The organism is Pseudomonas sp. S1_E05 (assembly GCF_056337105.1).
Genome location: NZ_JBFRHM010000001.1, coordinates 2,628,666 through 2,642,794 on the forward strand (window position 1 = coordinate 2,628,666; position 14,129 = coordinate 2,642,794).

Below are 14,129 nucleotides of genomic sequence, written 5' to 3' on the forward strand. Positions count from 1 at the left end.
TCTCTTGATCATTCACATGCCTTGAATGACCAGCGAGCCTGCAAAAGGGGACAGGCTTTACACACTATTTTTACGCGGCAGCAAGGTGACCCAATAACGGGTACGCGAATGCACCTCCAACGGCAGGCTGGCGGCGAGCAACGCGAGGACACGATCGGTATCGTCCAACAGGAAACTGCCGGTCACCCGCAGCTTTTCCAGCTCCGGCTCCCAACGCAGGATGCCGGGCCGATACAGGCCGAGTTCGCGAAGGAAATCCCCCAGCGGCTGGTTGTTCGCCAGTAGCACGCCTTCGCGCCAGCCCGGCGCCAGCGCGTCGAATGGCGCAATCGCTCCGGCGCCCGCCGCTTGCAGGCTGACCTGTTGACCGGCGCGCAAGGCCAGCAGCGGCCCTTGCAAAGGCTGCAACTGCACAGAACCGTCGAATACCGAGACCCTGCATCCGCGCACGTCCTGACGCACACAGACCTCGCCCTGACTGACGATCACGCTGCCAAATCGAGTCTGGATCGTCATTGGCGCCGAACCCGGCACCTTCAGCGACATCTCACTTTCGATCAATTTCACCCGGCGCGCCTGCACATCCACGTCGACGGCGCTGGCGGTATTGAGTTGCAGGGAACTGCCATCGGCCAATTGCACTTTCCTGCGCTCACCGGTGGCGGTGTGCAGGTCGGCACGCCAGACGTCCAGCGGCAGTTGCCGACTGATCAGCCAGGCCGCCGGCACCAAGGCCACTGCACCCAGCGCGCGCTTGAGCACCACACGTCGTCCGGGGTCAGGACGATCCAGGCTGCTCATCGCCAGCGCGGGCGGCAAGTCGGCGAAACGCTGGCGCAACGCTTGAGCCTTCTGCCAGGCGTGCTCGTGAGTGGAATGAGCATCGCGCCAGCGCTGCAGGTTCGCCCGGTCCTGCTCATTGGCCCCGCCCGATTCCAACAACGCGAGCCATTGTGCGGCAGCTCGCACGGCCTGACGCGGATCCACCGCCTGGCTGTTCACAGGTCCACCAGCAGGCAATGTTCATAGGCTTGCGCCATGTAGCGCTTGATGGTGCGCTCGGACACCTGCAAACGCTCGGCGATCTGCTGATAGCTCAAGCCTTCGAGCTGGCTCCACAGAAATGCCCGGCGCACCGCCCTCGGCAAGCCATCAAGCAATTCATCCAGCGCTTGCAAGGTTTCCAGCAGCAGCCAGCGCTGCTCGGGGGATGGTGCGCACTCTTCAGGGAGCGATGCCAGTGCGGCCAAATAGGCCTGCTCGAGGCTGCGACGCTGGTAGAAATTGCTCAGCAGGCGTTTGCCCACGGTCAGCAGATAGGCCCTGGGCTCCTGCAGGTCGGCGATGCGCTGCGAGCTGGCGAGCACGCGCAGGAAGGTATCCTGGCTCAGGTCGGCCGCATCACAACCGTTACCCAGGCGCCTGCTCAGCCAGCTTTCCAGCCAGCCGCGATGATCGCGGTACAGGTCGTGAAGGGTTTGCTCCTGCAGCACATCACTCATCTCAAGAAGCCCCGGGGGTTTCGCAAATGAGAGTGATTCTAATTAATGTCAGTGCGCCGTACCAAGCCCTTTATGCAGCGGATACGCATAAAATCGCACGGAGAAGGAAAAAGGGGCATAAAAGTCGAATTTCAGACACAAAAAACCCCGGTCTTTCGACCAGGGTCTTTGCTATCGGTCCGAAGTAAACGCTGATGAATCAGCGGCCTTCGTAGCATCAAGGCGTTCAGTGGTCCTTGAAGCAGATATGGCGCAGCGGACGGGACTCGAACCCGCGACCCCCGGCGTGACAGGCCGGTATTCTAACCGACTGAACTACCGCTGCGTATCGCTGTGGACTTGCGTCCATCAAACTCGTTTGATTGAAAGCTTCGGTGCTTTTCAACCGCGAACCGGAAAAATCCGATTCGTAAAATATGGCGCAGCGGACGGGACTCGAACCCGCGACCCCCGGCGTGACAGGCCGGTATTCTAACCGACTGAACTACCGCTGCGCGTCGGTGGAGGCTTTTCAGCTTCCATCTTGCTTTCGCAAGACTCTCGGGAGTGGTGGGTGATGACGGGATCGAACCGCCGACATTCTGCTTGTAAGGCAGACGCTCTCCCAGCTGAGCTAATCACCCGTTTGCATCTCCGAGGCCGCGAAATTTACGCAGGTGGCGAACCTAAGTCAATAGCAGGATTGGAGTTTTTTTCAAAAACAGCTAAAAGCGCCAAGCTACAAGCTGCAAGCAAAAGCCAGTGCGAGGTGAAGTTGGCGATGTCGATCGTGCTTGAACTTGCAGCTTGAAGCTTGAAGCTTGAAGCTGCCCCTCATTGCTCATAGACCATCTTCTTGCTCATCCCGCCATCCACCACAAACTCCTGGCCCGTGACGAAACCGGCATTTCTGGACAGCAGCCAGGCCACCATCGCCGCCACGTCTTCCACTGTCCCCACCCTGCCCGCCGGATGCTGCGCATGGTCGGCATCCGTCAGCGGTTCAGCCCGGCGCACCGCAGCGTCACGGGTATCGATCCAGCCAGGGCTGACGGCATTGACGCGAATCTCCGGCCCCAGGCTGATCGCCAGCGCATGCGTCAGCGCGAGCAGGCCGCCCTTGCTGGCCGCATAGGCTTCGGTGTCAGGCTCCGACTGCCGTGCACGGGTCGAGGCCAGGTTGACGATCGCACCACCGTGGGCACGCAGGTAGGGCGCACAGTGCTTGGCCAGCAGCATCGGCCCGCTCAAGTTCACCGCAAGCACTCGATTCCAATGCGCCAGATCGAGACTTTCCAGCGTAATGTTGTGCGGATCGGCCACCGCCGCATTGCACACCAGCGCATCCAGGCGTCCGAACTGCCCCAACACTTCGGCCACACCCAAAGCCACCTGAGATTCGTTCGCGACGTCCATGGCGATGAAGCAGGCGTTTTCGCCGAGCACCTTCGCCACTTTCGTCCCGCGATCGCGGTCCAGGTCCGTCAGCACTACCTGCCAGCCCTCACTGATCAACCAGGCGGCGATTCCCAGGCCAATCCCCCGCGCAGCACCGGTCACCAGTGCTACGCGCCCCATGGATGCCATGGTCAACGAAGGCAACTCGATCACAAGGCAGCCAACCCACGAGCCAGGTCGGCTTGCAGGTCAGCCACGTCTTCCAGCCCCACCGCCACGCGGATCAGGCTGTCACGAATACCCGCCGCCTCACGCTCCTGAGGCGCCAGGCGACCATGGGAGGTGGTGCTCGGGTGGGTGATGGTGGTCTTGCTGTCGCCAAGGTTGGCGGTGATGGAAATCAAACGGGTCGCATCGATAAACCGCCATGCGCCCTCTTTACCGCCCTTGACCTCGAAACTCACCACGGCGCCGAACCCCTTCTGCTGACGCCGGGCCAGTTCGTGTTGCGGGTGGCTTTTGAGGCCCGCGTAATGAACCTTCTCAATGCCGTCCTGCTGCTCCAGCCATTCGGCCAGCGCCTGGGCATTGGCACAATGCGCCTTCATGCGCAGGCCCAAGGTCTCCAGGCCCTTGAGGAAAATCCAGGCGTTGAACGGGCTCAACGAAGGACCGGCGGTACGCAGGAAACCCACCACTTCCTTCATCTGTTCGCTGCGACCGGCCACGACGCCGCCCATGCAACGGCCCTGGCCATCGATGAACTTGGTCGCCGAGTGCACGACGATGTCTGCACCGAGCTTCAGCGGTTGCTGCAAGGCCGGCGTGCAGAAGCAGTTGTCGACCACCAGCATCGCGCCTTTGGCGTGGGCGACTTTCGCCAGCTCGGCAATATCCACCAGTTCGGCCAGCGGATTGGACGGCGACTCGACGAACAGCAACCGGGTGTTGGCCTTGATCGCCGCGTCCCAACCGGACAGGTCCGCCAAGGGCACGTAATCAACCTCGATGCCAAAACGCTTGAAGTATTTCTCGAACAGGCTGATGGTCGAGCCGAACACGCTGCGCGATACCAGTACATGGTCGCCCGCGCTGCACAGACTCATCACCACCGCCATGATCGCGGCCATGCCGGTAGAAGTCGCCACGGCCTGCTCGGCGCTTTCCAGGGCGGCAATGCGCTCTTCGAACGCACGCACGGTCGGGTTGGTGTAACGCGAGTAGACGTTGCCCGGCACTTCCCCGGCAAAGCGTGCGGCCGCGTCGGCGGCCGTACGAAATACATAGCTGGAAGTGAAAAACATCGGATCACCGTGTTCGCCTTCCGGCGTGCGGTGCTGACCGGCACGTACCGCCAGGGTATCGAACGCTACGCCTTCGAGGTCGCTGTCCAACCGACCGGCATCCCAATCCTGACTCATGCTGTCACTCCTTGCCTTGCTCTTCAGTAGATACAAAACCGGCCCCTCAGGGCCGGTTGAAACTCAGTTGTTGTACAGGTCGATGATCGCGCTGACCGCCTGGGTCTTGACCTTGGAGGCATCGTTACGTGCCTGCTCGATCTTGTCCAGGTAAGCCTCGTCCACATCGCCTGTGACGTACTGGCCATCAAACACCGCGCAATCGAACTTGTCGATCTTGATCTTGCCGCCACCGACCGCTTCGATCAAGTCAGGCAAGTCCTGATAGATCAGCCAGTCGGCACCGATCAGGTCGGCCACGTCCTGAGTCGAACGATTATGGGCGATCAGCTCGTGGGCGCTCGGCATGTCGATGCCGTACACATTAGGGAAGCGCACAGCCGGGGCCGCGGAGCAGAAGTAGACGTTTTTCGCGCCGGCTTCACGGGCCATCTGGATGATCTGCTTGCAGGTGGTGCCGCGAACGATGGAGTCGTCCACCAGCATTACGTTCTTGCCGCGGAATTCCAGCTCGATGGCGTTGAGCTTCTGGCGTACGGATTTTTCCGCGCAGCCTGGCCAGGCATGATGAACGTGCGACCGATGTAGCGGTTCTTCACGAAACCTTCGCGGAACTTCACACCCAAGTGGTTCGCCAGCTCCAGCGCCGCGGTGCGGCTGGTGTCCGGGATCGGGATGACGACATCGATGTCGTGCTCAGGACGCTCGCGCAGGATTTTCTCGGCGAGCTTCTCACCCATGCGCAGACGGGCCTTGTACACCGACACGCCGTCGATGATCGAGTCCGGACGCGCCAGGTAGACGTGTTCGAAGATGCACGGAGTCAGGGATGGGTTGGTCGCGCACTGACGGGTGTGCAGCTTGCCATCTTCAGTGATGTAAACCGCTTCGCCCGGGGCCAGGTCGCGAATCAGGGTGAAACCGAGCACGTCCAGGGACACGCTTTCGGAAGCGATCATGTACTCGACGCCTTCGTCGGTGTGACGCTGGCCGAACACGATCGGGCGGATGCCGTGCGGGTCACGGAAACCGACAATACCGTAGCCGGTGATCATCGCCACAACGGCATAACCACCCACGCAACGGTTGTGCACGTCGGTCACGGCGGCGAACACGTCTTCTTCGGTCGGCTGCAACTTGCCGCGCTGGGCCAGTTCGTGGGCGAACACGTTAAGCAGCACTTCCGAGTCGGAACTGGTGTTGACGTGGCGCAGGTCCGATTCGTAGATCTCCTTGGCCAACTGTTCAACGTTGGTCAGGTTACCGTTGTGCGCCAGGGTGATCCCGTAAGGCGAGTTGACGTAGAACGGCTGGGCTTCGGCCGACGTCGAGCTGCCCGCGGTGGGGTAACGCACATGGCCAATACCCATGTGGCCCACCAGGCGCTGCATGTGACGCTGCTGGAACACGTCACGCACCAGGCCGTTGTCCTTGCGCAGGAATAACCGGCCGTCATGGCTGGTCACGATACCGGCAGCGTCCTGGCCGCGGTGCTGGAGCACGGTTAGCGCGTCATACAGCGCCTGATTGACGTTCGACTTACCGACGATACCGACGATGCCACACATGCGAAGCAACCCCTACTTTATGGAACTGGATTGAACACAACTCACTGGGGCGTTTTGGCCGTCGGCAAGAGGTGCTCCTTGAACGGTATTTCAGCGGGTACGCTGATACCGCTGGCAAGCCACTGACTGCTCCACCCGAGAATCAGGTTTTTGGACCAGTCTGCAACCAATAGAAATTTTGGCACGAGCTGGGACTGCTGCCACCACCCGTCCTGCTGTACCGGCCCCAGGCTCAACAGCCCGACCGCCACGACCACCAGCAACACGCCACGCGCGGCGCCGAAGGCCATGCCGAGAAATCGATCGGTCCCGGACAGGCCGGTGACGCGAACCAATTCGCCGATAAGATAATTGATCATTGCGCCTACGATCAGCGTGGCGACAAACATGATTGCGCAGCCCGCGATCACGCGAGCCGATGGCGTTTCGATGTATCCGGCGAGGTACTCGGACAATGCACCACCGAACATCCAGGCGACGACCCCTGCGATGATCCAGGTCACCAGCGATAATGCTTCCTTGACGAAGCCGCGGCTCAAACTGATCAAAGCGGAGATGGCGATGATTGCAACGATCGCCCAGTCAACCCAGGTAAATGGCACAGTGCAGCCTACAGACGGATAAGGCGGCGCATTTTAGCAGAGCCCATGCGTGTCGGTAAGCTGCGATTGTCAGTGCATTTCAAATCGGGCTGATAGTTTTTACCCGCGTTCAGGCTGGAAGCGCACAACAAAACCCTTGAGGTTCTGCTGGCGATTCAACAAGTCACGCAGACGATCGGCTTCGGCACGCTCGATCAGCGGTCCGACAAACACGCGATTTTTGCCATCAGAGGAGCGGATATAGGCGTTGTAGCCCTGGCTGCGCAGGGTCTTTTGCAGATTTTCCGCGCTGGCACGGTTCGACAGGCTGGCCAGTTGTACCGACCAGCTCACCGACAGGCCATTGGCATCAACACGGCTTTGCGTGGTGTCGGGCTTGGGTACGGCACCAATCGGCTGGCTCGGCGCTGTGGTTGGCTTGTTGACCGGCACGGGCGCAGGCGCAGCAGGCGCGACGGGCTTTGCGGCGGGTGCAGGCGAGACCGGTGCAGTCGGCGCCACCGGCGTCGAGGATTCTTCGGTCTGGGCGATTTCGTCATCACCTGGCACCGGCTCTTGCGGCAAGGCTTGCGGCTCCGGCACCACGACGGGCTCAACCTGCACCGGTGGCACTGAAGGCGCCTGCGGCGCAGCCGGGGCTTCGACCGTCACCTGGCGCTGTTCATCCTGCCGAGAAAACAGCATTGGCAGGAAAATCACCGCCAGGGCCACCAGCACCAAAGCGCCAACCATGCGCTGTTTGTAGGCCTTATCCAGCAATGCCATTTGCCGCTTCCTCCGTGGAGCGCCGAGTCAGCCACTCAAGGGCCTCGGCGACACAATAAAATGATCCGAACAACAAAATCTCATCGTCGCTCGTTGCCAGTGCACATTGGCCTTCCAGCGCCGCCGACACGCTGTCGAAGGATGTCACCGAGGCACCCCGCGCGAGCAAGGCCTCGTGCAAATCGGCAACCGGCCGCGTCCGGGTCGAATCCAGCGGCGCGACGGCCCAATGCTGGACACTAGCACCCAACTCGCCAATAACACCATCCAGATCCTTGTCCGCCAGCAACCCGAACACCGCCAGGCGCTTGCCGAGCGGTGGCCGACTTGCCAGCCGCCTGGCCAGATACTCGGCGGCATGCGGGTTATGTCCCACATCCAGCAGCAGGTTCAGGCGCCTGCCTTGCCAATTGAACGAGCGGCGATCCAGGCGACCGACCACCCGCGTAGCGCTCAGGGCATCGACAATCTGCCCCCGCTCCCATGGCAAGCCGAGCAGCTGATAGGCCTGCAACGCCAGCGCGGCATTTTCCATCGGCAAGTCGAGCAGCGGCAGGTCATGCAGCTCGACCACCTGCCCCCGAGCGTCAACGCCGCGCCATTGCCAGCCGTTATCGGTCACACCGAGGTCAAAATCACGCCCTCGCAGGAAAAACGGGCAAGCCAGCTCGCGCGCTTTATCCAGCAAAGGTTGAGGAGGATTCAGGTCGCCGCAGAGCGCAGGCGCGCCCTGGCGGAAGATGCCGGCTTTTTCGAACGCCACGGATTCGCGGGTGTTGCCCAGGTAATCGGCGTGATCCACGCCGATGCTGGTCACCAGCGCCATGTCCGCATCCACCACGTTGACCGTGTCCAGACGCCCGCCCAGGCCAACTTCGAGCACGACAGCATCGAGGCCGGATCGCTGGAACAGCCAGAAGGCGGCCAGCGTACCCATTTCGAAATAGGTCAGGGAAGTGTCGCCACGCCCCGCCTCCACGGCTGCAAAGGCTTCGCACAGCTCGGCGTCACTGGCTTCGACACCGTTGACCTGCACCCGCTCGTTGTAACGCAGCAGATGCGGAGAATTGTAGACGCCGACTTTCAACCCCTGCGCCCGCAGCAACGAAGCCACGAACGCACAGGTAGAACCCTTGCCGTTGGTGCCGGTCACCGTGATCACCCGAGGCGCCGGCTTGCCCAGCCCCATGCGGGACTCTACCTGTTGCGAGCGCTCAAGGCCCATGTCGATGGCCGAAGGGTGCAACTGCTCAAGGTAGGCGAGCCATTCGCCAAGGGTGCGCTGGGTCATAGGTTGGCAGGTACCGGCGGAACGACAATCGGCTCAACGGGCGCGGCGACGAATTTCGGCGTCGGTTTGCCGGTCAGTTGCGCCAGCAGGTTGCCCAGACGTGGACGCAGCTCCTGACGGTGAACGATCATGTCGATTGCGCCGTGTTCCAGCAGGAACTCGCTGCGCTGGAAGCCTTCCGGCAGTTTTTCGCGAACCGTTTGCTCGATCACGCGCGGACCGGCGAAGCCGATCAGAGCTTTGGGCTCACCGACGATCACGTCGCCGAGCATCGCCAGGCTGGCGGAAACGCCGCCGTAGACCGGGTCGGTCAAGACGGAGATGAACGGGATGCCCTCTTCACGCAGACGCGCCAGCACCGCAGAGGTCTTGGCCATTTGCATCAGGGAAATCAGGGCTTCCTGCATCCGCGCACCACCGGAGGCGGCGAAGCAGATCATCGGGCATTTGTTTTCAAGGGCGTAGTTGGCGGCGCGAACAAAGCGCTCGCCGACAATGGCCCCCATCGAACCACCCATGAAGGAGAACTCGAACGCCGAAACCACGACTGGCATGCCCAGCAAGGTGCCGCTCATGGAGACCAGTGCGTCTTTCTCGCCGGTCTGCTTCTGCGCCGCAGTCAGGCGGTCCTTGTACTTCTTGCCGTCGCGGAACTTCAGGCGATCGACCGGCTCCAGGTCCGCACCCAACTCGTTACGGCCTTCCGGATCAAGGAAAATGTCGATGCGGGCGCGGGCGCCAATACGCATGTGGTGGTTGCACTTGGGGCAAACATCCAGGGTTTTTCCAACTCCGGCCGATACAGCACCGCCTCGCAAGAGGGGCATTTGTGCCACAGACCCTCAGGCACCGAGCTCTTCTTGACCTCGGAACGCATGATCGAAGGGATCAGTTTGTCTACTAACCAGTTGCTCATGCTTTCTTTCTCCAGTACCGACGGCCCGAACGCTCTGGTTCGCGGTCCCGCGTATGCCTTTAAGCTAAATTCATGTGTGTGGCGATGATCATCGAGTGGCCGGGTCAGTGAAGAGACCAGCGTGCAACCCATCAATCCTCAGCCTTGCCTGCCTGCCTGTCTGCTGCATGCAGCGTGGCGCAGTGCATTTTGGGACGGCGGCAGTCTGCCAGCCGTCACATCCACTACCTGCTGCCGCGTACCGCTTCAATGAATGCCCGGATCTTTGCGTGATCCTTGATGCCCCTGCTGGCCTCTACCCCACCGCTGACATCCACGGCATATGGCTGAACCCGTGCAATCGCTTCGGCGACGTTATCCGGCGTCAGGCCACCTGCCAGGATGATCGGCTTGTTCAAGCCTTTAGGTATCAAAGACCAGTCGAACGCTTCACCGGTTCCACCAGGAACGCCCTCGACATACGCATCGAGGAGAATGCCGCTGGCGTTCGGAAAGGCCCGACAGGCTGCGGCGATGTCATCACCGGCCTTGACCCGCAGCGCCTTGATGTAGGGTCGATGCCAGCACTCACAGTCGGCGGCGGGTTCGTCGCCATGGAACTGCAGCACGTCCAGCGGCACCGCATCGAGCAACTCGCCCAACTCGCAGTGGCTGACGTTGACGAACAACCCCACGGTGGTCACGAACGGCGGCAGTGCCTTGATGATGTCGCGTGCCTGCTGAAACGTCACGGCGCGGGGGCTACCTGGGTAAAACACGAATCCGATCGCATCCGCCCCGGCCTCGACCGCCGCCAACGCATCTTCTATGCGGGTAATCCCGCAAATCTTGCTGCGAACGGCTGACATGTCGATAAAACCTCAGGGCAAATCCGGGAAAGTCCCGGATGGTAGCAAATGCATTCGAGGGCGTCAGCCGTCAAGTTCGGTGAAACCGGTCAGGAAGTGTGGGCCGATGTAACGCTCGGGCAATTCAAACTCGTCCCGGTACTCGACCTGCACCAGGTACAGCCCGAACGGATGGGCTGTTACCCCACCCGAACGGCGGATGCGGCTGTCCAGCACCTCTTTCATCCACTCCACAGGACGCTCGCCAGCACCAATGGTCATCAGCACGCCAGCGATGTTGCGCACCATGTGATGCAGGAAAGCACTGGCACGGATGTCCAGCACGATCATTTTGCCGTGACGCGTGACACGCAGGTGATGCAGTTCCTTGATCGGCGACTTGGCCTGGCACTGTCCGGCGCGGAAGGCGCTGAAGTCGTGGGTGCCGACCAGGTATTGTGCGGCCTCGGCCATGCGCTCGACGTCGAGCGGGCGATGATTCCAGGTGATCTCTTCGTTCAGGTGTGCCGGGCGAATCTGATCGTTGTAGATCACATAACGATAACGCCGGGCAATGGCCTTGAACCGCGCATGAAAATGCGCTGGCATGACTTTGGCCCAGGAAACGCTGACGTCATGGGGCAAATTGATGTTGGCGCCCATGACCCAGGCTTTCATCGACCGCTCGACCTGCGTGTCGAAGTGCACCACCTGACCGCAGGCATGCACACCGGCATCCGTACGTCCTGCGCAGAGCAGTGACACCGGTGAGTCGGCGACTTTGGACAGCGCGTTTTCCAGGGTTTCCTGCACGGTGAGCACACCGGAGGCCTGGCGTTGCCAGCCACGAAAACGCGAACCCTTGTATTCAACGCCCAGGGCCACGCGAAAAAAGCCCTCGGCCGCCATTTCGGCCGCTGGGTTATCTATATTTGCCAAGAAGTGAAGCCTGCTGATGTACGCAAAGGCGGGCATTATAAGGCGGTCGGATTGGCTGGTCTGTTTTTTATGCGGTGACTGTTCAATCGCCATCGCGGGCAAGCCCGCTCCCACATTTAGAATGCGCCCCCTGTAGGAGCGGGCTTGCCCGCGATGGCGGCAGGATGAGCGCAGCGGTGAGGGGCACAAACAAAAACGGCAGCCTCAATGGGCTGCCGTTTTCGATGCTACGCAATCACTCAAGCCAGACGTGAAAGCATTTCCCTGGCTTCGCTCTTCTGACCGTCGTTTCCTTCGGTCACGACTTCGTTGAGGATGTCCCGGGCACCGTCGGCGTCGCCCATGTCGATGTAGGCCTGTGCCAGATCGAGCTTGGTGGCAACTTCATCGGTGCCGGAAAGGAAGTCGAATTCCGGCTCGTCTGCTGCGGAAGCCATGGCATCCTCTGCGGTGAAGGTCGGTTCGCTCATGCTTTGGGACAGGCGATCGAGCTCGGCGTTGACATCATCCAGCTCAGCAGCAAAGGCGTCCGGCGCGTCCATTTCATCGGCCAGCGACAGATCGAAATCAGACGGCAGCTCCAGATCGTCCAGCAGCACTTCAGGCGCGGCCAGCGCGTCAACGACAGGCAGGTCCTTGAGGTCATCATCCAGGCTCAGCAGGAAATCGTCTTCGGCCAGCGTGGCAGGCGAAGGCTCGGCACCCAGATCCATGTCCAGATCGAAGTCTGACAGGTCATCGAGGTTTTCCTTGATTTCGGTCTGCTGCTGCAAGACCGATTCGAAGCTCAGGTCGTCTTCCGCCGGGAACTCATCCAGTTCCCCCAGCACTTGCGGTTCTGGCTCCAGCGCTGGCGCCGCCGCTGCCGGGATGTCCAGATCGTCCAGGCTCAGATCGAACGCGCTGTCGAGGTCGTCATCGCCAAGCGCCGGCTCTTCGGCCGCCGGCTCGTCCATCAGGAGGTCCTTGACGTACTGCGCATCCAGCTCGGCCGCGACGGCGGCAGCCGCCAGGCCACCGGCCGCCACCACTGCCATTGCCGGGAAGCGGTTTTTCAGCTCTTCGACACGGGCGAAGTTCTCACCGTTGGCCACCAACTGACGCTCCTGGCCGACGAATGCATCACGATCGCCCTGCTGGCCATAGACTTCCATCAACTTCAGGCGCAGGTCACTGCGCTGAGGTTCCTGCTTGATGCCGTCTTCAAGCAACGCTGCAGCCTGATTCAAACGGCCAGCAGCCATGTGCGACTCAGCCTTGTTGAGTACATCGTCATCGTGTTCGCCAGCCGGCGCCACCAACGGCGCAGCAATCGGCGGCGTCACCACGACCGGCGCGATCACCGGAGCAGGAGCAGGGACCGGCGCAGGGGTTACAACAGGCGCCGGAGCTGGCGCAGTGGCGAGCTTGACGCTGGCTGCAGGCACTTCCAGGCCTTCGAAGCTGCTTTCCGGCAGGTCCTGATCGAAATTCATGTCCTGTTCTTCAGACAACGCCCGGGCCATGCGCAGGTGTTTCTCGGCTTCCTGCTGGGCCTTGCGACGACGCGCCAGCAACAGCAACAACAGGGCCAAAATCACCGCACCGCCACCGATCAGGCCCAACAGCACCGGATTGGTCAGCAAGTCGTTGAATGCCTGGTCGTCCGACGCCGCAGGCGCTGGCTCGACCGGTGGCTGCGCCGGAGCGGTTTCGGCGGCTGGCGGGGCTGGCGTTGCCGGTGCGGCTGGTGCAGGCGTCGGGCTCGGGGTCAGCTCGGCCGAAATGACCGGCGCCGTGGCGATTGCGCCTGCGGGGGCAGCAGGTGCGGCTTCAGGCGCTGCCGCCCCCCTGCTTCCAGCTTGGCCAACTGGTTGTTCTTCAATTCGATCAGGCGCTGCAACTTGTCCATCTGACTTTGCAGGTCTGTGATGCGGCTCTTCAACTCGGCATTGTCACGACGGGTCGTATCCAGGCTTTCCTGGGTCACGGCCAGCTTGTTGCCAATGGCCTTCGCATCACCCGCACGACCCTTGCCGTTGGCTTTTCCGGTCTCGGCGGAGACCAGGCTCAGATTGTCCTTGGCCGCTTGCGCGGGAGCGCCGTCACGACGACCGCGATTGGTTGCATCGAGCTGCTGCTGGCCGGTGCCAGGCTTGGCGACATAACGACGCCCCTGACGCCATGCGGCGTTCTGGGCAGCAACCTCAGCGACGGCCTTGGGTTGCGCCACGCTGGTGCTCTGGGTCTGGTCGGGCAGACGCAACACCTGGCCGGTTTTCAGCAGGTTGATGTTGCCATTGATGAAAGCGTCGGGGTTCAGCGCCTGGATGGCCAGCATGGTTTGCTGGATCGAGCCGCCATTGCGGGCCTTCGCTGCAATTTCCCACAGGGTATCGCGCGGCGTGGTCGTGTACTCGCCCGGTTTGCTGGCACCGGTCACGGGGGCCGTGACGGACTGGGCGGGAGCTGGCTGCGCAGCCGCATCAGCGGCTTGCGGGGAGAACTTGGACGGATCGAGCAAGACGCTGTAATCGCGCAGCAGGCGACCATTGGGCCACATCACCTGAACCAGGAACTTCACCATCGGTTCGGAAAGCGGCTTGCTGGAGGTCACGCGCAGGACACTCTTGCCACTGGCGTTGATGACTGGCGTGAAGCTCAGATCATTGAGGAACGCCTGGCGGTCGACACCGGCCTTGGCGAAATCTTCCGGCGAGGCCAGGCTTGGCACCACTTCGGCAGCGGTGAGTTCCTTGACGTCGAGCAACTCGATTTCCGCCACCAGCGGCTGGTTCAGCGACGACTTCAGGGTCAACTCCCCGAGCCCGAGCGCATGCGCCATACCGGAGGACAGCGCCGAGGCGGCCGCTATTGCTAACACCAGTTTGCGAACTTGAACCATAGCCTCATCCTTTGTCTGAACATTCCTCGGCCAGCGA

General features: G+C 61.5%; 9 protein-coding genes, 3 tRNA genes and 3 pseudogenes. All 15 read right to left on the reverse strand.

Features of this window, described 5'->3' with window-relative positions; translation table 11 throughout:
• Positions 1-57 precede the first annotated feature (57 nt).
• Complete coding sequence (locus AB4N33_RS12150) at positions 58-1,002, reverse strand: FecR domain-containing protein (RefSeq protein WP_476457430.1); 945 nt, start codon at positions 1,000-1,002, stop codon at positions 58-60.
• Positions 999-1,502, reverse strand: coding sequence for a sigma-70 family RNA polymerase sigma factor (locus AB4N33_RS12155; RefSeq protein ID WP_476457431.1), 504 nt, complete (start codon positions 1,500-1,502; stop codon positions 999-1,001). The genes AB4N33_RS12150 and AB4N33_RS12155 overlap by 4 nt, the downstream gene beginning before the upstream one ends.
• Before the next feature lie 248 nt (positions 1,503-1,750).
• Positions 1,751-1,827, reverse strand: a tRNA-Asp gene (locus AB4N33_RS12160).
• Between the two features lie 92 nt (positions 1,828-1,919).
• Positions 1,920-1,996 (reverse strand) — tRNA-Asp (locus AB4N33_RS12165).
• Between the two features lie 53 nt (positions 1,997-2,049).
• Positions 2,050-2,125: transfer RNA gene (locus AB4N33_RS12170), tRNA-Val, on the reverse strand.
• 190 nt (positions 2,126-2,315) lie between these two features.
• The gene (locus AB4N33_RS12175; RefSeq protein ID WP_476458814.1) at positions 2,316-3,068 is read right to left on the reverse strand and encodes an SDR family oxidoreductase; all 753 of its coding nucleotides are present in this window, start codon (positions 3,066-3,068) and stop codon (positions 2,316-2,318) included.
• A gap of 20 nt (positions 3,069-3,088) precedes the next feature.
• Positions 3,089-4,300 (reverse strand): O-succinylhomoserine sulfhydrylase, encoded by a 1,212-nt coding sequence (locus tag AB4N33_RS12180; RefSeq protein ID WP_460139743.1) that lies wholly within the window; start codon positions 4,298-4,300, stop codon positions 3,089-3,091.
• Positions 4,301-4,363: 63 nt separating this feature from the next.
• Positions 4,364-5,868: pseudogene (gene purF / locus AB4N33_RS12185) on the reverse strand (amidophosphoribosyltransferase).
• Between the two features lie 41 nt (positions 5,869-5,909).
• Positions 5,910-6,470 (reverse strand): CvpA family protein, encoded by a 561-nt coding sequence (locus AB4N33_RS12190; protein WP_017337640.1) that lies wholly within the window; start codon positions 6,468-6,470, stop codon positions 5,910-5,912.
• 99 nt (positions 6,471-6,569) lie between these two features.
• Complete coding sequence (locus tag AB4N33_RS12195) at positions 6,570-7,235, reverse strand: SPOR domain-containing protein (RefSeq protein WP_460139744.1); 666 nt, start codon at positions 7,233-7,235, stop codon at positions 6,570-6,572.
• Positions 7,219-8,526: a bifunctional tetrahydrofolate synthase/dihydrofolate synthase gene (gene folC / locus AB4N33_RS12200; RefSeq protein WP_476457432.1), complete on the reverse strand. Its 1,308-nt coding sequence runs from the start codon at positions 8,524-8,526 to the stop codon at positions 7,219-7,221. The genes AB4N33_RS12195 and folC overlap by 17 nt, the downstream gene beginning before the upstream one ends.
• Positions 8,523-9,442 (reverse strand): annotated as a pseudogene (accD, locus tag AB4N33_RS12205) (acetyl-CoA carboxylase, carboxyltransferase subunit beta). The gene folC and the pseudogene accD overlap by 4 nt, the downstream one beginning before the upstream one ends.
• A 224-nt stretch (positions 9,443-9,666) precedes the next feature.
• A complete protein-coding gene (locus AB4N33_RS12210; RefSeq protein ID WP_460116740.1) occupies positions 9,667-10,290 on the reverse strand; it encodes a phosphoribosylanthranilate isomerase in 624 nt (207 codons plus the stop codon).
• Positions 10,291-10,353: 63 nt separating this feature from the next.
• The gene (gene truA, locus AB4N33_RS12215; RefSeq protein ID WP_460126765.1) at positions 10,354-11,178 is read right to left on the reverse strand and encodes a tRNA pseudouridine(38-40) synthase TruA; all 825 of its coding nucleotides are present in this window, start codon (positions 11,176-11,178) and stop codon (positions 10,354-10,356) included.
• Positions 11,179-11,447: 269 nt separating this feature from the next.
• Positions 11,448-14,092, reverse strand: a pseudogene (locus AB4N33_RS12220) (motility hub landmark protein FimV).
• Positions 14,093-14,129: the final 37 nt, after the last annotated feature.

Excerpts from the sequence above, each read along its gene's own strand:
- AB4N33_RS12180 (WP_460139743.1), bottom strand. The coding sequence starts at position 4,300 with ATGAGTCAGGATTGGGATGCCGGTCGGTTGGACAGCGACCTCGAAGGC.
- AB4N33_RS12155 (WP_476457431.1), bottom strand. The coding sequence starts at position 1,502 with ATGAGTGATGTGCTGCAGGAGCAAACCCTTCACGACCTGTACCGCGAT.
- AB4N33_RS12195 (WP_460139744.1), bottom strand. The coding sequence starts at position 7,235 with ATGGCATTGCTGGATAAGGCCTACAAACAGCGCATGGTTGGCGCTTTG.
- AB4N33_RS12210 (WP_460116740.1), bottom strand. The coding sequence starts at position 10,290 with ATGTCAGCCGTTCGCAGCAAGATTTGCGGGATTACCCGCATAGAAGAT.
- truA (WP_460126765.1), bottom strand. The coding sequence starts at position 11,178 with ATGGCGGCCGAGGGCTTTTTTCGCGTGGCCCTGGGCGTTGAATACAAG.
- AB4N33_RS12175 (WP_476458814.1), bottom strand. The coding sequence starts at position 3,068 with ATGGCATCCATGGGGCGCGTAGCACTGGTGACCGGTGCTGCGCGGGGG.
- folC (WP_476457432.1), bottom strand. The coding sequence starts at position 8,526 with ATGACCCAGCGCACCCTTGGCGAATGGCTCGCCTACCTTGAGCAGTTG.